This is a genomic window from Prosthecobacter sp. (assembly GCF_044226605.1).
Taxonomy (GTDB): Bacteria; Verrucomicrobiota; Verrucomicrobiia; order Verrucomicrobiales; family Verrucomicrobiaceae; genus Prosthecobacter.
This window is the reverse complement of record NZ_JBGAGS010000005.1, coordinates 213,211-234,074: the sequence shown is the minus strand read 5'-3', so window position 1 is coordinate 234,074 and position 20,864 is coordinate 213,211. Positions and strand designations below refer to the sequence as shown.

At 60.7% G+C, this 20,864-nt stretch carries 14 protein-coding genes and 1 tRNA gene; 4 read left to right on the top strand and 11 right to left on the bottom strand.

The genetic code is table 11. From position 1 onward, the window contains the following. The first annotated feature begins 100 nt into the window (after window positions 1-100). The 4 genes from ACILSO_RS08420 (at window position 101) to ACILSO_RS08405 (ending at window position 6,738) form a co-directional block, all read left to right on the top strand. Entirely contained in the window at window positions 101-2,290 is a 2,190-nt protein-coding gene (locus tag ACILSO_RS08420; RefSeq protein ID WP_395736939.1) for a sulfatase-like hydrolase/transferase, read from the top strand. Beyond that, a complete protein-coding gene (locus tag ACILSO_RS08415; RefSeq protein ID WP_395736938.1) occupies window positions 2,287-2,679 on the top strand; it encodes a GxxExxY protein in 393 nt (130 codons plus the stop codon). Before ACILSO_RS08420 ends, ACILSO_RS08415 begins: the two co-directional genes overlap by 4 nt. Window positions 2,680-2,899: 220 nt before the next feature. Beyond that, the gene (locus ACILSO_RS08410; RefSeq protein WP_395736937.1) at window positions 2,900-5,395 is read left to right on the top strand and encodes a DUF1549 domain-containing protein; all 2,496 of its coding nucleotides are present in this window, start codon (window positions 2,900-2,902) and stop codon (window positions 5,393-5,395) included. Between the two features lie 35 nt (window positions 5,396-5,430). Next, window positions 5,431-6,738: a DUF1501 domain-containing protein gene (locus tag ACILSO_RS08405; RefSeq protein WP_395736936.1), complete on the top strand. Its 1,308-nt coding sequence runs from the start codon at window positions 5,431-5,433 to the stop codon at window positions 6,736-6,738. 111 nt (window positions 6,739-6,849) lie between these two features. Here the strand turns inward: ACILSO_RS08405 and ACILSO_RS08400 are convergent, their stop codons facing one another. The 11 genes from ACILSO_RS08400 to ACILSO_RS08350 form a co-directional block, all read right to left on the bottom strand. Further along, window positions 6,850-8,115, bottom strand: a complete 1,266-nt coding sequence (locus ACILSO_RS08400; protein ID WP_395736935.1) for a DUF1501 domain-containing protein — start codon at window positions 8,113-8,115, stop codon at window positions 6,850-6,852. Window positions 8,116-8,190: 75 nt separating this feature from the next. Next, window positions 8,191-8,499 carry a hypothetical protein gene (locus ACILSO_RS08395; protein WP_395736934.1) on the bottom strand — a complete coding sequence of 103 codons (309 nt, stop codon included), beginning with the start codon at window positions 8,497-8,499 and terminating at the stop codon, window positions 8,191-8,193. Then, window positions 8,474-8,731, bottom strand: coding sequence for a hypothetical protein (locus ACILSO_RS08390; RefSeq protein ID WP_395736933.1), 258 nt, complete (start codon window positions 8,729-8,731; stop codon window positions 8,474-8,476). Before ACILSO_RS08390 ends, ACILSO_RS08395 begins: the two co-directional genes overlap by 26 nt. Before the next feature lie 31 nt (window positions 8,732-8,762). Further along, window positions 8,763-12,371 carry a DUF1553 domain-containing protein gene (locus ACILSO_RS08385; protein WP_395736932.1) on the bottom strand — a complete coding sequence of 1,203 codons (3,609 nt, stop codon included), beginning with the start codon at window positions 12,369-12,371 and terminating at the stop codon, window positions 8,763-8,765. Window positions 12,372-12,482: 111 nt separating this feature from the next. Beyond that, a complete protein-coding gene (locus ACILSO_RS08380) occupies window positions 12,483-13,913 on the bottom strand; it encodes a DUF1501 domain-containing protein (protein WP_395736931.1) in 1,431 nt (476 codons plus the stop codon). 20 nt (window positions 13,914-13,933) lie between these two features. Further along, window positions 13,934-16,534: a DUF1800 family protein gene (locus ACILSO_RS08375; RefSeq protein WP_395736930.1), complete on the bottom strand. Its 2,601-nt coding sequence runs from the start codon at window positions 16,532-16,534 to the stop codon at window positions 13,934-13,936. Window positions 16,535-16,619: 85 nt separating this feature from the next. Continuing rightward, window positions 16,620-17,246, bottom strand: coding sequence for a response regulator (locus ACILSO_RS08370; RefSeq protein WP_395736929.1), 627 nt, complete (start codon window positions 17,244-17,246; stop codon window positions 16,620-16,622). An 11-nt stretch (window positions 17,247-17,257) separates the two neighbouring features. Then, window positions 17,258-19,369 carry a sensor histidine kinase gene (locus ACILSO_RS08365; protein WP_395736928.1) on the bottom strand — a complete coding sequence of 704 codons (2,112 nt, stop codon included), beginning with the start codon at window positions 19,367-19,369 and terminating at the stop codon, window positions 17,258-17,260. Further along, on the bottom strand, window positions 19,362-20,150 hold the full coding sequence (locus ACILSO_RS08360; protein ID WP_395736927.1) for a PH domain-containing protein: 789 nt from the start codon (window positions 20,148-20,150) through the stop codon (window positions 19,362-19,364). Before ACILSO_RS08360 ends, ACILSO_RS08365 begins: the two co-directional genes overlap by 8 nt. 57 nt (window positions 20,151-20,207) lie before the next feature. Beyond that, the gene (locus ACILSO_RS08355) at window positions 20,208-20,702 is read right to left on the bottom strand and encodes a YbjN domain-containing protein (RefSeq protein WP_395736926.1); all 495 of its coding nucleotides are present in this window, start codon (window positions 20,700-20,702) and stop codon (window positions 20,208-20,210) included. A gap of 38 nt (window positions 20,703-20,740) precedes the next feature. Then, window positions 20,741-20,817 (bottom strand) — tRNA-Pro (locus tag ACILSO_RS08350). Between the last annotated feature and the right edge of the window lie 47 nt (window positions 20,818-20,864).

The window sequence follows — 20,864 nt, the reverse complement described above, 5'->3', positions numbered from 1 at the left end:
GGAACGTCCAGGTTAGATGGATGGACCAAGGGGAAGGAGGGATTGAGATAAGTGGTTGGAGTAACGGCGGATGCAGCGTATGCTCTAATCTCCAAACTTCATGCCAACACCCGCTCTGAAACGCCGCCACATACTTAAGATAGTCGCGCTGACCGTTTTTGGCACGCTGCTGGCGTGGTATCTCAGCGCGTTGCTGAGCTTTGCAGGCAGTTCCGAGGGCTTTAACAATCGGTTCTCCGCGGTGGCCATCCAGCACCACTGGTGGTACCTGGTGTGGAGCAATCTGGTGGTGCTGAAGGGGTACCTGCTGGTGGCGGCGGGTTATGTGGTGCTGATCTATCCGCTGGTGCGCCTGTGGGGCAAGGTTCGCAGCTTTGCCCGCTGGGGCGTGGTATGGCGCACGCTGCTGTTTGCGGGGCTGCTTTACGGCTTTTTCATTTTCAAGCTCATGCTGGAGAAGCCCTACTTCGGAGACTACAGCTACCTGCTGGGCTGGTATGATGCGCTGGGCAGGGTTTGTGGCACCGGAGTGCAGGATGTGGTGCATGCCGTGATCACGCAGGTGTTTCCGCTGACGGCTGTCGTTGCAGCAGCCGGCTTTTATCTGTTTGAACTGCGCCGATGGTTTGCTCACGCGGCACGGCCGCTGCTCTTCAGCGTGGGCGCGGTGACGATGCTGGTGCTGCTGGCGGTGAGCGGCTACGGGGTGAATCGTGCACCGGATGTGGACGAACTGGCTGGTGGCCGGAAGCGGCCGAAGAACATCGTCATCCTGGGGTCGGATTCCCTGCGTGCAGACCACCTCTCCTGCAACGGGTATCACCGGCAGACATCCCCCAACATCGACCGCATCGCGGCAAAAGGGGTGAATTTTGAGCGCTGCCTCACGCCGATCGCCTCGACGTTGGAGTCGCTCACGAGCATGTATTCCTCGCAGTACCCGCACACCCATGGCGTGCGGCACATGTTTCCCAGCCGGGCGATGGTGAACCAGGCCAATCAGGAAGCGCCTGCGCTCGGCACGGAACTGCAGCGCCTGGGCTATGACACCTCAGTGATCGGGGACTGGTGCGCGTGCGGATTCAATGAACTGCCGATGGGGTTTCAAAACGTCATCGTCTCGGATTTCGACAACTTCCGTGTGTACATGAGCGAGGTCGTGTTTCTGCATCACCAGATCCTGCCGCTGTTTTTTGACAACCGTGTGGGGCACATGCTCTTTCCGAAGCTCAAGTCCTTTGCCAACTACATGACTCCTGAGGTGGTCACAGACCAGGTGATCGACCGCCTCAAGCAGCGTGCGGCGGACAGGAAGCCGTTTCTGCTTTTCGGCTACTATTCCTGCACGCATCTGCCATACAAGACGCCCACCCACTACGCCAAGCTGTGGACTGACCCCAAGTATGACGGACAGCACAAGCACGAGCTGGCGCTGAATGTGGACCAGTTCATCGGCGGCACGGACATCAATGAAAAGTGGAGCAAGATGCCGCGCCATGAAGTGGAGCAGATCACCGCGCTTTATGACGGCTGCGTGCGCATGTTTGATGATTCCGTCGGCCGCGTGGTGGCGGAGCTGGAGAAACAGGGGCTGATGGATGACACGATCATTCTCATCACCGGCGACCATGGAGATGATCTCTTCGAACCAAACTGCACCTTCGGGCATGGCACCACTTTCAACGGCGGGGACCAGGCCAATCATGTTCCTGCCATCCTGCATGTGCCCGGCTTGAGCAAGCCGCAGCGCCATCCGCAGCTTTCACGCACGCTCGATTTCGCCCCCACTCTGCTGGATCTCATCGGTGCGCCGGCGCAGCCGCGCTTTGAAGGCACCAGCCTTGCCCCGCTCATTCGCGGGGAGAAAAAGAGTGTGGATCTGGCCTACTTCGGAGAGACAAGCTACCTCTTCTTCCGCCGCACGATTCCCGGGGAGGAGCCGCTCTTCATCCCGCCCATGGATGAAACCACGTTCATTGATCCCGACTTTGACTTCCACTTTGTGCTCAAGGACAAATTTCAAGACGCGGTGCTGCAGACCAAGGAGCACTGCGTGCGCACGGAGCGCTTCAAATACGTCCGCACGCCCGGTGTGAAGCACTCGATCGAGCGTCTGTTTGACCTGCGTGAAGATCCGCATTGCGAGCACGATGTGAAGCTGCGCTACCCAGAGGTCAAGGCGCGTCTGGCCGCCGCAATGGACCGCTGGCTCACCACACATCACCAGAGCACCACGGCGGAGATTTACGGCATTCTGGGGGAAGACACGCTGCAGCCCACTGCGCCATGAACGCTGCGGATCTGCCTCATCTGGTCATTGGCGCCTGCATGAACGTCCATCGCGCCCTCGGTCCGGGGCTGACTCGTGATGCCTATGAAGAATGTCTGGCCGTTGAACTGCGGGAGCTGGAATTTGATTTCAGACGCCATGTGCCGCTCGAGTTTTCCTACCACGGACGCACCATCCAGACCGCCACTCGTCTGGACTTCGTGGTGGGGGAGTCCCTTCTGCTGCTGGTCCGTGCACAAAAAGAGATCTCAAAGCTGGAGGAGCAGGAACTGGAGTCCAAGGTCAAGCTGGGACATTTCAAGTCCGGGCTGATGGTGAACTTCAACGTTGGCACCCTGCGGAAAGGGATAGCTCAGATCACGCTGAAGAGACGTGATGACGCCGCCTAGCCAGGGTCTTCCTCCCGTGGTTGCGAGAGAATGGAGCGAGGCAGCGCCTGCTTCATGATCCAAGGAGCGGAAGGGGAGAGGTCTGACTTCACAGAGTCCAATTTTTACGTTTTTTACCCCGAGGCAGAAAAGGGCTTAAATCGTGCCATGTCAGAAAGGAATCTGAGTCATTGTGCCGAGATTGTGAAAAAGTAGCTTTTTTTGGCGCGTTTATTCGAACATGAAGAAACTCTACGCCTTCCCCCTACTCGCGTTGGTTTTGCAATCTTCTGCACTGGCAGAGGGCAAAATAACCACCACTGCCGCTGCCAAGCAGATTGATGCGCTTCTGGCCAAAGACTGGGCGGCCAGCAAACTTCAGGGCAACCCACAGACGGACGACAACACCTTTGTTCGCCGCATTTACCTGGACATCATCGGCCGTATTCCCACCACGCGTGAGACTGAGGAGTTCCTTAATTCCAAGGAGGCCGACAAGCGTGCCAAGCTGATCGACAAGCTGCTCGCTTCGGAGGCCTATGTGCAGCACTTCTTCAATTATTGGGCGGACGTGCTGCGGGTCACCTCCAATGGCAATCAGACCGGTGGCATCACAGGGGCGGCCTACGCAAACTTCGTCAAAGACAGCCTGCGCAAAAACCAGCCCTACGACCAGTTTGTGAGGGAAATGGTGGCCGCACAGGGCAAGGCCTGGGACAACGGCGCCATCGGCTACTACATGCGGGACCGCGGCATGCCGCTGGACAACATGGCCAACACCGTCCGCGTCTTCCTTGGTACGCGCATCGAGTGCGCCCAGTGCCACAATCATCCGTTCGACAAGTGGTCGCAGATGCAGTTCTACCAAATGGCGTCCTTCACGTATGGCGTGCAGACGCAGGACTACGGCGGCGACACGATGTCTGGCGTGAGCGATTTGCTGCGCGAGAAGGAAAACGCCGTCCGCGCCGCCATCAAGGAACCGCAGAAGCCGCAGCGTCCGAACATCAACGGCAAAATGCCCGCCGAGGAGCGTGAAAAGCTGCAGAAGGACTACCTGGCCGCCTACAAGAGCTTCGAGGCGGAGATGAAGGAAGTGAACAAGAAGCGGGAGGAAGCGCGCCAGAACTTGCGCAAGGAGCAGCGCGGCTACCAGGAAGCCATGCAGGATGTGCGTGACAACCTTCGCTACACCTCCGTGAGCAGCCGCGACCGCAAGCCTGCGCTGCCGCACGATTATCAGTACACGGACGCCAAGCCGAAGTCCCTCGTGGAGCCCAAGACGATGATGGGACATGAGTGCATCACCCAGCCGGGTGAGACGCCGCTGCAGGCCTATGCACGCTGGATGACCAGCCCGGCAAATCCGCGCTTCACCACGGTGATCGCAAACCGCCTCTGGAAACGCGTGTTTGGTCTCGCTCTGATTGAACCGCTGGATGAACTCATGGACACCACTGTGCCCATGATTCCTGAAATGGAGAAGCACATCGAGAAGCTCGTGGTGGACATGAACTACGACATGAAAGGCGTCCTGCGCGTCCTCTACAACACCAAGGCCTACCAGGCCCAGGTCACCCGTGAAGAACACGCCCCGGGCACCGTTTATCATTTCACCGGTCCGCTCCTGCGCCGCATGACGGCAGAGCAGATGTGGGATTCCTTCGTGACCCTCATCAATCCCAGCCCGGACATGATCAACGAGGCCAACCGTGAAGTCATGGAGCAGCGCATTCTGCAGGCCAAGAAGATTGCCGACGGCGTCGAGGCGCTCTCTGCCGAAGAAGCGCTCGACGGCCTGAAGAAGGCTGCTGAAATCTACAGCAAGAACCGCGAGCGCACCGATGCGCAGCAGAAGCTCTTTGCCGAGGCGCGCACCGCTTCGAAGGAAGCCCGTGACGAGGCTGAGGCACTGCCGGACGGACCAGCCAAAGTGGCCGCGATGGCCAAGGCCGATGAATTGAAGAAGAAGGCCGATGCCATCCGCAGCGAGGTCAACCGCATCCAGAACGAAGGCCGCCGCGTCACCTACGCCCAGGTCATTTCCCCGGGACAGAAGAAGCTCTATGAAAAAGTGACCGGCAAGCCTTACCAGACCGTTTCCCTGACGGCGAAGAGCAGCGCCGGCGGTGCGGACGCCGCCCCTGCCATGATGAGTGGTGCCGGCGAAATGATGATGATGGCCAATGGTGCCAAGGCCGAGAAGGTCATCATTCCTGGCTACGATCGCAAAGCTCTCACCAAAGAGGAAGAGAAGGCCATCGCCCAGAAGACTCAGGCCGCGTATGCGGAAGAAGCCGACTTCTTTGGCATCAAGGACGAGAAGGAGCGCAAGGCCTACATCAGCACCCGTGCGCAGATCAGCCGCAACACCCTGCGTGCCGCCGAACTCGAAAGCCCCGCCCCGCGCGGCCATTACCTGCGTGAATTTGGCCAGAGCGACCGCGAGACCATCGAAAACGCCAACAACGATGCCAGCGTTCCGCAGGCACTGGCCATGATGAACGGCAGCCTTCTGCCGCAGATCACCAGCAAATACAGCCAGCTCATGCTCACCGTGAACAAGGCTCCCTACCCGGATGACAAGGTGGACGCCGCTTACATGACCCTGCTTTCCCGCAAGCCTACAGCCGCTGAAAAAGCTGTATGGCTCAAGGCGCAGGACAGCGGCCTCTCCAGCATGGAGGACCTCGTTTTCTCTCTCCTCAACACGCAGCAATTCATTTTCATTCAGTAAGACACGACAACCCCAACACCACACGCGCACCTCCCATGAAACAGGAACTTGCCTCCAAACTCGTCCGTTCGGGTGAAATCACCCGCCGTGACTTCGCGGCCAAAACTGCCAGCTCCCTCCTCGGAGTCGGCCTGCTTGGCAACTCGCTCACCAGCAAATCCTTCGCGGCCTTTGAAGGCTCCTCGAAGCTGAAGCAGGCGGCGACGGCGAAGAACGTCATCTATCTCTACATGAGCGGAGGTCAGTCCCACATGGACACCTGGGATCCCAAGGAAGGCGTGGAAACCGCCGGCCCCACCAAGCCGATCAAGACCAGCGCGGACGGTGTGCGCATTTCCGAATACCTGCCGCTCACCGCGCAGCAGATGCACCACGGCACGGTCATCAATTCCCTCTCCTCCACCCAGGGTGCTCATGAGCAGGGGAACTACATGATGCACACCAGCTACGAGATGCGCGGTACCATCCGCCATCCCGCCATGGGCGCCTGGCTCAATGTGTTCCAGGGCGGTGGCAACAGCACCCTTCCAAACTTTGTCTTCATCGGCAACGACAGCCGTCATCCCGGTGCGGGCTTCTTCCCCGCCGCGCAGGCTCCGCTGTTTGTCAGCAATCCTGAAAACGGACTCAAGAACATCAAGAACGGCAGCCCGGAAGAAAAATTCCAGGCGCGCATGAAGCTGGCGGATGAACTCGACAAGGATTTCCGCGCCACCTTCCCGCACCGCAACGTGAAGGCCTATGCCGACATGTATGATGACGCGATGGCGATGATGAAGTCGGAAGACCTCAAGGCCTTTGACCTCAGCGAAGAACCCGGTGAACTCCGTGCCGCCTACGGCAAGGAAGCCTTCGGCCAGGGCTGCCTGCTGGCACGCCGTCTGGTGGAGCGCGGCGTCCGTTTCGTGGAAGTTTCCCTCGGCGGCTGGGACACGCACAACGCCAACTTTGTGGCCGTGCCTGACCGCTGCGAAACGCTCGACAAGGGCCTTGCGACCCTGATTTCTGACCTGCACAACCGCGGTCTGCTGGAAGACACCCTCATCGTTCTGACTTCTGAGTTCGGCCGCACGCCTGACATCAATCAGAACGCTGGACGTGACCACTATCCGAAGGCCTTCTCCGGCGTCATGTTCGGCGGCGGTGTCAAAGGTGGCTACACCTACGGCAAGACCGACAAGGAAGGCCGCGAGGTCGTCGAGGACAAGGTCAAGATCATGGACTTCAATGCTTCCATCGCCTACGCCCTTGGTCTGCCGCTTGACCAGGTGATCTACAGCCCCAGCAAGCGTCCGTTCACGATCGCGGACAAAGGCCAGCCGATCACAAGTCTCTTCGCGTAAGCGGGGGAAGAGTGTGTGTTGTTTGAGCACGCGATGCCGCAAGGCATCGCGTGTTTTTTTTCGTCCGCTTCTTTGAGGGGGGCGGTGCCGAGGATACGATGTGGTGGTGCTTCAGCCAAACAAGGCGGCCACTGGCTTCCCGCCATCGGTGATCGGCACCGGACGCGTTCCGTCCATCAGTTCCTTGCTGGGATCAATGCCCATCGCGGCATGAACCGTGGCGTGGAAATCCACCAGCGGCACGGGGTTCTCCACGGGCTTCTTGGAAAGCTCGTCGCTCACGCCATAGGCGCCGCAGTGATTCAGACCGCCGCCGGCGAGGACCATGGAGAAGGTGGTGCCCTGGTGGCCGCGGCCGCCGCGTCCGTCGAATTCTGGTGGGCGGCCGAATTCGGTGCCTACGACGATCAGCGTCTTGTCGAGGAGCTTCTTGTCTTTCAAATCACGGATAAGGGCGGCGAGGGCGGTGTCCAGTTCCTGAATGAGGAGGTGCTGGTTTTTGTAGCCTTCGTTGTGAATGTCCCAGCCGGTGCCGTTCATGAAGTTGAGGTTGTGCGAGACCTCGATGAAACGAACACCCGCCTGCACCAGGCGCCGAGAGAGCAGGCAGCGCTGGCCGAATTCACCACCGTAGGCATTGCGCAGAGCGGCAGGTTCTTCCTTGAGGTTGAAATGCCGCATGAACTGCGGGCCGGAGAGGCTCAGGGCCTGTTCCTGCGCTGCCTTGTAGTCGGAAATGGCAGATTCGCGCGGCGCGCGGGACATGAGCGGTGCCAGGAGCTGCTCGCGGGTGAGGGCGCGCTTTTCATCCACGAAGTCCGGGCGGGTAAAGCCGGCGGGGCCGGTGTTGGTATCGGTGAGATAGACGTAGCCCGCCTTGGCACCCAGGAAGCCCGGGCCTCGGCTGACGTTGGGATAGCCAATGAGGATGTAAGGCGGCATGCCTTCGCCGGCGGCGCCGCGCTCATGGGCGATGATGGAGCCGATGCTGGGATACACGACGTTGCCGGAGATCATGCGCCCGGTGTGGACGATGTTGGTGGCGAACGCATGCTCGTCGATGACGTGGTGGTTCACCGTGCGCATGACGGTGACGTGTTCCATGACTTTGGCGGTCTTGCTCAGATGCTCGGTCACCTGCACGCCGGGCACGGTCGTGTCGATGGCCTTGTAGAGCGATCCCGCCACTTTCGTTTTGTCGGTGTTGTTGCCGATCTTCTTGGGGTCAAAGGTGTCGATCTGCGCCATGCCGCCGCCCAGCCAGATGAAGATGCAGTGCTCGGCCTTGCCCTTTGGCGTATGGACGGTGGTGTTGTTTGCGAACAACGGAGCTGCGCCCATAGCGGCGGCTGAGGTGAGGAAGGAGCGGCGTTTCATGGTGTGATGTACTATAAACGCAAAATCAGGACAGTTTTCACTTTCCGGGGCACCTCACTTTCGTGGGGTGGGGAATTAGCCGATGTCGTCAATGATGCGGCGCTTCCAATAATCGGGATGGCGTTTCTCGTGAGCCACTGCGATGACGTAAACTGCATCGCCGTACTCTCGATAAACGACCATGTGCGAAAAGCGATCGAGATTTAGCCTGCGGTAACTTTGATAGATGAAATGTGCATGCGTTGGCCTTTCACGAATGCGATGGAATCCTGACCGTAACTCTGCAATAAATCGTGCAGGTGAACGATCGCTGCGCTTAGCCAAAATCATTGCCCAGCTTTCGATTTCATCCTCGACTTCAGGATGCAGCAGCAATCGTCGCATGGAGCCTGGCCTCGATTTTGTTCAGTACCGTGAAGGCGTCCGGACACTGTACTATGCCCGAGGTGATTTCATTCCAACGCCGATCAAGGGTGGCTTTCAGTTCATCATCCTCAGCTTCCTGCTGCCCAGCCTTGTCAAAGAGGCAGTCTCCAAGCTGCCAGTAGAGCTCTTCCCGCTCCGCTTGCGGCAACTGGCGAACCTGTTCGAGAATGGCTGCAGTTTGAGTGCTCATGGAAGAACCCTATCCATTTTTATCGGCTTTCTCAAGGGCTAAAAGCCCACTCAGGGGCATTGAGCAGGGCCCACAGCACGTCTTCCAGGTGGCCGCGCCATTCGGCATTCAGCTTTGTGGTGGGGGGATCTCCGGCGCGGGCGGCGGCTTCCTGGGCCATGCGGACGGTGGTGGCTTCGCCGTCGAGGTGGTTGGACCAGCTCACGTATTTTTCACGAGTGCGGGTTTCGGCAGGGAGAGCGCGGAGCTCGGACTGAGGCACGATGCGCTTCTCAAATCCAGCGCTCAGGTGCTTCGTGTAAATCGCGCGCTCTTCGGCGGTGGGGTGGCGGGTGAGCAGCTTGAGGAAGAGCTGGTCGATGAACTGGTCGAGTGATTCGCTTTGCAGCGCGAGGGAGGTGATGCCGTGGTCATCGCTAAGGCGGGTGAGCCACACGCCGAGAGTGCCGTTGCTGAGGATGGCGGGCTGAAGCACGTTGGGGTCGGCATCGCGCTTGCTCACGGGATCCTGGCGGGAGCCACGCCAGCCGAAGGCGCTGAGCACATCTGTCACGGCTTGGATGCGGGGCAGGGCGAGGCTGGGGCGGTCGCGCTCATTGCTGGTGCTGGTGAGCATCCAGCTATGGTGTGGCTTGCCCATGTGGATGGCGTTTTTGAGATCGCGCGTGTTGTCGATGTCGAGGCAGACTTCTTCGGTGTGGAAGGGCTTGCCGGTGGCGGAGAAGAGAGAGTCCACGATCTGCTCGGCCTGCAGACGGCGCGGCGCGGGGCTGGTGAAGAGCGGGCTGGTCTGCTTGAGCGTCGGATCAGTGGCGCGCTGATAGGCCTCACTGTTGAGGATTAGGCGTGCCAGGTGTTTCACGTCGTAGCCGCCGCTGACAAACTGGCGTCCGAGCCACTTCAACAGCTCGGGATGGGAGGGCTTGCCTTTCTCCCAGTCTTCGATCGGCTCGACGATGCCGCGGCCCATGAAGCGGGCCCAGACGCGGTTGGCGATGACCTGCGCGAAGCGCTCGTTCTGCGGTGCGGTGATCATGGCGGCGAGCACATCGCGGCTGTCCTTCGGATCTTCCGCCAGCTTCGCCGCGGCTTCATCGCAGAATTCAGCAAAGGGCCACTTTGGCTGCACCTTGGTGCCGGGCTGCAGCGTCACCTGGATCAGCGGCTTGCGGCCACCGGCGTGGATCTTGTCCATCGGCACGCTGCTGGTTTTGGGGACTTCAATTTCCTTCGTGCCGAGCATGGCGGCGAGTTCAAACAGATCCTGCTGGATGGACTTGCCGGTGGGCGAGTCATGGCAGCGCGCGCACTTCATTTCCACACCGAGGAAGGCGGTGCTGACGATGGTGCCCTTGGCGGCCATGGGCACATCATTCTGCGAGGCGGTGCCAAATCCGGCGGGTCCGCCAAGGCGCTCGCTGCCGCGCATGCGCAGGAGTTCGGTGACAAAGAAGTCCATGGGCTTGTTGTCCTGCAGGGACTCATAGAGCCACCAGCGGAAGGGCCCCGTGTTATTCAGCGTGGGGTTCAGGATGTTCGGATTTTCGGCGAGGACGTCCTGCCAGTAGCCCATCCAGTTGTCGGCCCAGCGCGGGTCTTGCAGAAGCTGGTCGATCACGGCCTTCCGATCTGGATTTTTCTGGAACGCAGCGATTTCCTCCAGCGAGGGCGGCACGCCAATCGCATCCACATACACGCGGCGCAGGAAGGTGAGGTCGTCCGTCAAAGGGGTGAGCGTCAGGTGGTCCGCGCGGATCTCCGGCCAGTGCGCGCCTTCTTTGATCCAGGTGGTGAGCAGGGCGATCTCGTCCTTGGTCAAAGGCTTGCCCTTGGGCGGCATGATCTCGTCTTCATCGCTGGAGGTGATGCGGGCGATGAGGGAGCTGTGGTCCGGTTTGCCGGGATCGACGGCGGCCCCGTCAGACTTGCCGCCCTTCATGGCGTCGGCCAGCGAGTCGAGATGCAGGCCGCCTTTGGCCTTTGAGCCGCGATGGCACTCCGTGCACTTGGCTTCAAGGATGGGCTGGATGTCCTTGAAGTAGTCGATGCTGCCTTTGTGGGCGTCCTGGGACTTCACCGTGGCGATCTTCGCGGCGATGAATCCATCGATGCTGCCTTCGCCCACGGGATTCTTCGCCAGCCAGGCCTCGGCGGCCTTTCGGCGCGTGGCCCAGTAAGGTGCGGACTGCGCGCGCAGCTCGGCGCGCTTCTTCGCATTCACGTCTGCATAGTGCGCATTGCGCTCCTTCTCATAGGCGGCCCAGCCGGCGTCGTTGTAGGGCACTTCACGTTTGCCGGGGGTGATGAGCTTCCAGGTCTCGCTGCCCTGCGGGCTCCAGGCCACGACGGTTTCTCCCAGCTCCGGGCGGCGCACGCTCTTGCCCGCAAAGCTGCCCACCACCGTCTCCATCACGATGAACTGCGGCTTGCCGGTGCCTTCAAACTCGACCCAGGATTCACGGTTCCCTGGAGGCACAAAACGGAAGTCCGGGCCCAGATTGAGGTACTCGTGCTGATCAGCCACGAGATGATGGCCGTCGCTGTCATTGGGCGGGAAGGGGGTGGTGAGGATGGTCTTGTTGTCGATGTAGAGATTGGTTGCGCCACGGGCACGCAGCAGCAGGCGGTGTTTGCCTTTGGGGAAGGTGATGCTGGCGGCGGCGCGCAGGAGGAAGGGCACGTGGCGTTCGCCACGCACGCCGGTGTCCACGTACTTCTGCGGCACGTCGAAGAACCCGAAGACGTCCTCGGTGTAGGTCTCGGCCACTTTGGGGTGCTCGCTGGGCCAGGCGTTCGCATCGGGCATGCCTTCCTCGGCCAGCTGAACCAGCACGCGGCCTGCGGGCACCTGCTTTTTGGCGATAGGCGGTGGCGGCGGAACGAACTGATATTTTGCCTTCAGCGCGGTGACATCGATCGGGCCGCGATAAATGGCCACGTCGTCCAGCCAGCCGTTGAGGGAATGGGAAGCGGCCAGCGTGGAGCCGCTGCCAAGCATGAGGGAGTCGCCATCCGTCACAGGGGCGCGGTCTGTCTCGCCGCCCATGTCCCACACGCCATCGGTTTCGCGGCCGTCGATGAAGCCTTTGATGCTCTTGAGTTTGCCGAAGGTGTAGGTGACGGCGATGTGGTGCCAGCCGGAGCTGGAGAGCGTGTCCTTGGACCACCAGCGATGCCAGTCGCCCTTCTTGCCGGGGACGTCCGCACTGTGGAAGAGAAAGCCGATCTGCGCGCCGCCTTTCGCGGTCTGCAGGCGCAGCGCGTAGTTCTGGTTTTCAGTGCCAAATTCCTTCGTCCCGAGGCGGCCTTTGCCGATGATGTAGGGCGTTCCGGTCATGGCTGAAGGCTTCACCCAAGCCTCCAGAGTGATGGTTTCATTGAGGTGGAAGCGCAGCTGTTCACTGTCCGGAACGGTCAGCGCGGATTTCTTGCCATCGCCCGTGAAGCGCTGGGCGGTGTTGTCCTTGGAGAAGTTGGGGAAGGTGGGCGCGCGGGGGCCGGGCTCCTTGGCATCGTCAAAGCGCCACTGTATCACGGGTTTGGCGACCGGCTTGTCCGACGTGTCATTACCGCCGCTGTCATTCTGGGCGGAAGCGGCGAGGGCGGTGAGCAGGAATGTGGCTAAAACGGGGCGCGTCATGCTCCTAACAACGCAAGATTGGCGCTGCTTTCAGCATTTTGGGCACCCCACTTTCGTGTGGGGTGAGGGCTGCTGGCAGGGCCGATGCTGGCGCCACTGGCTCCCGCCAGCTCACATCATGAATCCCAGCGGCGGATTGCTGGCGCTGGGCGTGTAGAAGTTGCCAATGTTCGGCAGCACGAGCGGAAGATCGGTGGGGGACACTCCAAGCCAGAGGGCGAGTTCCGCGAAGAACTGGTCGCAGCTTGTGGTTGGGATCAGGCGCCCGCTGCCGGTGTCGAGCGGGTTCTGCTCCGGGCCGGTGTCCGGATTGAGCGCGAGGCTGGGGAAGCTGCCGTAAATCTTTCTTCCCTGCACGCTGCCGCCAACGACGAACTGATTGCTGCCCCAGGCGTGGTCGCTGCCCTGGCCATTGCTGGTGAGGGTGCGGCCAAAGTCAGACGCGGTGAAGAGCGTCACCTTGTCCTGCATGTTCATGGCGACGAGCTGATTGTAAAACGCACCGATGGCGGCGCTGATCTGCGGCAGCATCTGTCCCTGAAGATTGAGCACGCCGCTGTGGTGGTCCCATCCGCCCAGATTGACAAAGAAGGTCTGCCGCACCGCACCGAGCGCCGCATGCGCATGGCCCTGGATGGCTTTCGCAATCATTTGCAAGCGCGAGCCGACGTAGGAGCCGGGGAAGGTGATGCCGCCCGGGAGACTGGCGGCGGTGGCCGTGGTGAAGGCGTCGTAGGCATCCAGCGCAGCTTTCTTTCGGGTGTTGAAAGTCTGCATGAGAATGTTGGAATACTGCTGCGCCAGATGGCTGTCCACCGACTGGCTGAAGGCCTGCGTGGTGGTGTCATACTGCTGCCACCCGAAGTTGTAATTCTCCAGGGCAACGGCTCCGCCCGTGGTGATGGCATACTCGGCGTTCTGATGACCGGTCTGCCAGACGTTGCTGCCATCGAGCGAGATGTTCATCGGCACCTTTTGATTGGCATTGAGACCCTGCAGCAGATCGGCCGTACGTCCGGCCCAGCCGATGCCGGAGCGCTGGTTTGGCAGGCTGGTCTGCCATTGCTCGATCTGGTCCGAGTGGGAGTAGAGGCCGAGCGGCAGCTGTTTTGTCACCGCCGAGACCTGGGTGCGGTTTTGCACCGGCTCGATCAGCGTGCCCACATTGGCTACGAAAGCCGCATGCCCCGCTTCAAACAAGGTGGCGATCTCCGGCATGCCGCCATGCACGGCAAAGGTGTTCTGGCCGGTGGGATGAATGTCGATGAGCGATCCCGGAGCGAGAGCGAGGTTGGACCGTGTGGCCTGGTACTGCGCATACGCGGAGGTCTCTCGCGGCACGAGCATGTTGAAGCTGTCATTTCCACCGGAAAGGAACAGGCAGACCACGGCCCGGTAGTCGCTGTTGGTGGGGGCGGTCACAGCGGCTAATCTCTCCGCAAAGGAAAGATTCAGCAGCGTGTTCAGCACTGGAATGGAGCTGACGGCCGCACAGCTGGCCTGGCCAAGAAACTGACGGCGTGGGGAATGAAAGGCGATCATGGCAGCAAGGGCTTCAAGGGTTAGCGCAGCACATTGAATTCAGCCGAGGAAACGATGGAGGTGATAAGCTGCCGCAGCCTTTCGCGATGCCACTGCCAGCTCGCATCTGGCGGCTTCACGCGGTCGACCGACTCGCGCAGGCATTGAAAAAGCTGCGGTGTCATGGTGCCGCCGAGCAGCATGAGATCCATGCGCCGGATGTGGAAATCCAGATCCATGAGATTGGACACGCTGGGCGTGTCCTCATTGATGTGGGCGGCGGGAATGATGTATCCCAGTTCGGGGTCCACATTCAGGCGAACGGCGTAGTCGGCATTTCCCGAACCCCAGCGCGCCATGTCGTTGTTGCCAATGGCATTGTAGAAGTAGTTGGCGCCTGTGATGGCGGAGGTGGCATTGAGAATCTGGAACTCCGGCGCCACCAGCCCCATCTGGGTGACGGGCCCTGCAGGACTGTGGCCCGGTAGAAAGAAATTGAAGACGCTGGGAGAGTTCTGCGGGTCCTGCTGGTGGTCGAGATTAAACTGGTCCAGAGGATAGCGGCCGGAGACCGAGGCGCCGTTGAAGGCGCGGACGAGATTGACCACACGGAGAAAGGGCTCGCGCATTTTCCCAAAAGTGGGCGAGTCCATCATGGCCGGATCGCGCGCCTCAGGATCCATGAGGATGGCCTTGATGAAGGCCTTCATGTCTCCGCGCACGCCGCTGCCGTTGTCGTTGAATTTGGCGGCAACCCTGCCGATGTAGGCGTGGCTGGGATTGGACGTGACGAAGCGCTGAATGAGCAGCCGCCCGACAAAGGGGCCGACGTTGGGGTGGTTGAAGAGATTGGTCACTGCCGCGTTGATGTCTGCCGTGCCCGCGGTGCCGGTGCTTCCCGCAGAAGGGGTGCTGGCGGGCACCACGTAGCCGTTCAGCAGCGTCTTGGCGCCGCAGTCGTGGTAGGCGTCAAAAATGATCATTGGGTGCAGGCGGTCACCGTTGATGAGATTGTTTGGATTGAAGCTGGCGCTGCCGCTCCAGGTGAGGCCGGTGAATACGCGGGCAAGTTCGGTGATGTCCGAGTTGCTGTAAGTCGGGATGAACTGCCCCGCCTGCGGATGCCCGGCGGGATAAGTTTTGCGCGTGCCATCCGTCTCCAGCTGCCAGAGACCAATGGTAAAAAGCTGCATGACTTCGCGCGCGAAGTTTTCGTCAGGATGAATGTTCAGGGCGGGGTTGGCCTTTTGATTGCCGAGGTGGCTGAGGTAAACTCCCATCACCGGATGCATCGCGACCTTCTTGAGGATGTCGAGATAGTTGCCGAAGGCGTTCTCTTCAAAGATGTCGTAGTAGTTGGCCATGCCTTCGTAATCGACCGCGAGAGTTTCCGGCCGGTCGGAGGTCACAAGGATCTCGCTCAAGGCAAAAGCCACGCGCTGGCGCAGGGGATCTGGCAGCTGCGTGGTGGTGGAGTCAGGGCGCAGCTTTGGCACGCCCATTGCGCGCTCCCACCAGGCGTGCTCCTTGTAGTTGCCGTAAAGCGCAAGACCGTTGGCGTATTGCAGCGCCCAGTTGGTGTAGGGCTGGATGTAGCCGATGGGGCGTGTGAACTGATCATCAATCCAGGCTTCAAGCCCCATGGCCATCAGCGCCTCCACGTTCTCCGGGACGATGTCTGCATCCGTATCGTCCTGGTCGGGTCCAAACGCTGCCTGGATGAGAAAGCGCGCGGCTTCTTTGGCGCAGGGCAGGGGGGATGCATCGCCCAAAGCCACCGTGGCGTTGTTGAGTGCGCCCACGGAATAGCCTGTGCCGGCCGTGACCGTCGCCACAATGGATTCGGTGCCTTCGACCGCCGCGTCATTGATCGGAGAAAGTTCGATCCATGCCTCACGGGCACCGAAGGGAAGGAAGACCTGCTGGGCGGCAATGTTGGTGGTGTAGTCACCGTTGCGCGTGGCGGTGCCGGTGAAGATGACATTGACGGTCAGCGCCTTCAGGCCGCCGCTCCGGCGGATGGCGATCACCCCTTTGTCCGGCCAGTCTTCGCGCATGTCTCCATCGATCAAACCGACCGTGATGGTGCTGTTGGTGGTGAGCGTGTTTTTCGCCCTTGTGAAGTCATCGGTGTCGTTGCGGTCGCTGTGATTGAGCGCAGGATTGAAGCCGATTTTCCGCTCCTCCCAGTCGCTCAATCCGTCAAGGTCCGTGTCCACATCATTGATGGTGAGTTTGAAAAACCAGCGGCTCTGCCCGTTCGTGTTCAGCGGTGCCAGAAGCGAGGTTCCATCGCCTGTGACGGTGGCCATCAGGGTGTAGTTGGCGGGATTGACATCGGGGCTGCCGTAGATGCTGTAGATCTTGCCTGCTTCGCTTGACCATCCCAGACTGACCTGACCCGTTAGCACGGGGGAGATGGCAGAATGGGGAAAGGAGTGTGCATCGAGCGGATTGGTGCCCGCTGCGCTTTCCTGTGCATTCGTCCAGCCATCATGGTCGGCATCAGCAAGGGGCTGCAAGCCGATCGCGCCGTAATGGATTTCCCAAATGTCGCTCTGCTGGTTGGTGTTGGCGTCGAGCGCAAAGATGGAGTGGCAACAGGTGAGAAATACCAGGACCAGGAGGAAACGCGTGTTCATGGAAGAAGGGCGGCCACCGCCACCTAAGCATAGGAGAGGAGTTCGCGAAACACTTTTACGCCCGAGGCCGGCAGCGCGGGGGGGCTTACACCTGAACGAGCCCACGCCGGATGGCTTCCGCCGTGGCTTGCGCCCGGTCATTCACCTTCAGTTTCATCAAAATCCGGCTGACGTGCTGCTTCACCGTGTCTTCCCCAATCCCCAGGGTGGCGGCGATTTCCTTGTTGGCATTGCCACGTGTCACGAGGGCCAGGATCTCCCGTTCGCGGGGGGTGATCTCCGGCTCCGCCAGGCGTTCCTTGAGCCGCTGGGCTATGTCCGCGGGCAGGCTGCGCTCTCCTTTGGCGACGGTGCGGATGGCCTCCAGGAGATCGCCGCGGGAGGATGACTTTTGCAGGTAGCCGAGAGCTCCGGCTTTCAGCGCGGCCTGGATTTCATCGTCACGGGCAAAGGTGGAAAAGATGAGGATGCGTGCGCCTGGATGTTCGGCCAAAACGGCAGCGGTGGCGTCGATGCCGCTGATTCCTGGGAGCTGCAAATCCATGAGCACCACGTCGGGTTTCTTTTTGCTGAAGAGGCCCGCAGCCTCCTCGCCACGGTCGGCTTCTCCCACGACCTTCAAATCATCCTCCAGCTCCAGCGATGCAACGAGGCCGCTGCGAACCACAAAATGGTCGTCGATGAGGAGAAGTTTGATCGGGGCAGGGGGCACGGTGAAAAAGTTCAGGGAGTCAAAAGGTCCAGAGGCAGGCGAATGGTAACGACGGTGCCTTGTCCGGGCTGGCTTTGCCAGGTGATGTCAGCATTTATTTTGCGGCAGCGCTCGCGGATGCCCATGCAGCCAAAGTGGCCGGGCTTGCCGGTGGTTTCCGCGCTGTTGGCGAAGCCGCGGCCGTTGTCAGCTATGCGGAGCACCAATGTCTCAGCAGACGTGGAAAGCTGAAGGGTGATCTCCGTGGCTTGCGCATGCTTGAGCGCATTGGTGATGGCCTCCTGGGCGATCATGCGCAGGTGGTGGGAGACAGGGCCGGAGATCGGTGGCACGGGCTGAAGCTCGAGCTTCAGCGCGGGACCGTCCGGCGGCATGCGGGTTTGAATTTCACGCAGAGCGCCGAGCAAGTCGTGCAGTTGCGCGGTGTCCCGCAGGTCGGTCACGAGGTTGCGCGCCTCGCTTTGAATGCGGGAAACGAGACTGCGCGAGGTTTCGATGAGACTGCGTGCTTTGTCTTCCAGCGGACGCGTGGTGGCGGCGTCCAGGCGCAGGGAGAGGCCCGTGAGCTCCTGCTCCAGGGTGTCATGGAATTCACGGGCGATGCGCTGCCGCTCATCCAGCGTGGCCTGCTGCACGATGCGGCTGCTGAGCGCGCTGATCTGCCGCCTTTGCGCGGCGATCCAGATGAAAGCGAGCAGCACGACGCCCGCGAGAATGCTGATGGCGATGACGAGGCGGCCCGCAGTCCAGAACGGTGCGGCACTCAGCACGCGGATGTCTGCCGGGGATCGCAGCAGCAGGGATGCGCGCTCTGCCTGGGATCGAAACCCTTTGTCTGTAGAAGACTCCACCAGGCAGATGCCGGTGAGCTCAAGAGAGGCGCCGATCTCGATGTCGGGTGGGCTGGGCTGAAGCAGGAACGCGCGCAGTGGAGTGCCGTTGGAAGTAAGGCGCAGCTCGAAGCCATCGATGGTGCGGAAAGAATCATTGAGCACTGCAGGCGAGGAGAGCTGAACGAGATCGGCGTCATGTGAACCCTGCTGAAATTCTTTGAGAGAAACAAGCGCTGCTGCGGGCGCGGCATCGGGACTTGCGGTCAGCACCAGTGCATCTGCCAGAGAAGCGCTGAAACCCGCCATGGTGGGAAATCCGGTGATGTCCGCGACATCTCCCGGCGTGAGCGGGGTGGCTGCCAGAAGGTGGATGGCGATGGACGGCGTCTGGGGCGGTGTGGGCACGGCACCCTGCGGCGTCTCACGCGGTGGCGGTGGCGGAAGGGAATCGCGCAGGAAAACGCGGCCGTCGGGAAAAGCGGCCAGCACGGTGCCGCGAATGCGGACACGATGATGGGGTTCATCCGCAGCGCCAAACTGCAGCAAGGTCACCACGGAGGTGATGGGAAGCGACTCCGCCTTTGGCGCCTCTTTCGTGATCACCACATCACTCCAGTCGGTGACGCGCAGATAGGGAAAGACAAGCTGACGGCGGTCATTGATGCCGCCTGCGGCAAGTGCGGTGATGCGCAGGCGTGCGTCGACGAGGTCTGGCGCTGTCTCCACCGGGGCATCGATGCGCACCTCCAGCACACGGCTGCCGATGGCCAGGCGCAGCAGCGTGCGGTTTTCGTCCAGCGGCGTCACTGTTCTGCCCAGTCCTTCGACGATCACACGCTGGTAATGGAATCGGCCTGTCGCGAGATCATCGTAAGTGGCGGGTTCGGCGGTGGGCGGGGCCTCGTGACCGAGAATTTGCAGCTGGGAGACATCCACCCCTGGAAAGTAGAGGCCGGAAGTCGTGGTCCCCTGGATGCGCACATGGTCTCCCACGCGGAGATCCGTGCGCGAAGGCTTGAAGTGCAGGTGTGTGCCCGCAGTGTCGTCCTGCACGAAGACGGTGCCGCCATTTTCCACGAAGCCCACGGTCGCCGTGAGATCGACCGGCAGTTTTTCCAGGCTGCGTTCATAGGGCAGCATGCGGATGTCGATGGCGCGGGAGAACGGTGCACCGAACGCGAAGGACGCATGCAAAAGAATCAAGATCGAAAGCAGAACGAACCTGCGGATGACCGCCGCCCGGTCTCCCGGCCTGTCCTTCAACATTCGACGCTCGTCGTTTTCAATCATTGGTCGGGTCTACGCCGCGCTGGAGTTTGCGCACCAGATCCTTCACCACGTGGGCGCGGCGCAGGTCCTTGAACTGTACTTCGATGCCGGCATTGGCGGCGGTGGAAAAATCTATGGTTCCCAAACCGAGCAGGCCCTTGATGCCGCTTTCATACACATCGATGCTGCGAATGTCGCAGATGCGCGCCTCCTTCGAGCTCTTGCCGATGATGCCCCAGATCAGCTCCACGCGCTCGCGCGTGACGATGTAGTCGTGCGAGTAGCGTGAAATGCCGACGGCGATGAGCGTGGAGGATGCGCAGAGGAAGGCAATGAGGGCGTATTCAAACTGAATGACGAACAGCAGGCCGCCTGCGGTGGTGAGCAGGATGCAGAGGATCAGCGCTTTCGTGTAACCCAGCCAGGAAGGGTGCGCGTGATGCAGAATCACCTCGCCGCTCGGGGAGAAATCGCGGTCCTTCATGGCCTTCTCCTCCAGAGCATCCGGCTCCTCTCCTTCATCTTCTTCGTCTGTTTCTTCCTCCTCTTCTTCTTCAGGAAGCTCCGTGTCCGGGCTGAACTCCCGGTAGGCAGGCCGGGTGATGCGCGACTGGCCGCTGAAAGCGCCGGGCTGGCGCATGCCGCTGATAAGTTCGCCCACGGTATGGGAAAAACCGGTGGCCTCATCCACACACATCTCGCCACGGGCCAGTGAGCCGCGGGACACGAGCGTGTACAGGTCCTCTCTGGACAGCGGGTCGCTGAAGGCCGGGTGCTGCTGGAGTCTGTAGCGGGCGGACATGGGGGAAGCCTGATCGCCGCCAAAGAAGCACAGGCGGGCGGTCCGTGTCACGTCCAATCACTCAGCCTCGGGCGCTGGTGGCAGCAAATCTTCGCGCAGCATCAAGTCAGCCACCTTGAGCAGCAGCAGTTCGCCTTTGGGAGTGCGGATGATTTCGCCGAGGAAAGGCGTGAGGCGGTCCATCTCCGCTACCGCGGAATGCACCAGGCTGGCGATGATGCGCGAATCATGTCGGTTCGGCGGGAAGACATTGGTGACACGGAACATCACCTGGCCGTTCTCCCATTCGAGCTCGAAATTGCCGAGGTTCAGGTCCTTGTTTGTGCGCATGAGCAGCTCGCATACCGGCAGGCGGTGGGTGGCCGGCACCTGCTGCGTGGAGTTTGAGACGACGGTGATGATGTGTGTCTCCCCAAAAACCTGCACATGCAGGGGCACCTTGGTGTGGTGGGCTTCAAAATCGGCCTCGATGACGGAGTGCTCGGAGACTTCTCGGTAGTGCCAGCCCATTTCCTTGAAGGTGTTCAGGGCGGTGGCGTAAAGGGCGGACATTGCTGCGGAATGAAATCTAAAATCTGAAGAATTTCAGATGGTCGGGGCGGCGAGATTCGAACTCACGACTTCTTGCTCCCAAAGCAAGCGCTCTACCAGGCTGAGCTACGCCCCGAAGGTTGTTCCTTCGTCCGAAAAACGAACGAGGGGCCGCGATAGTGC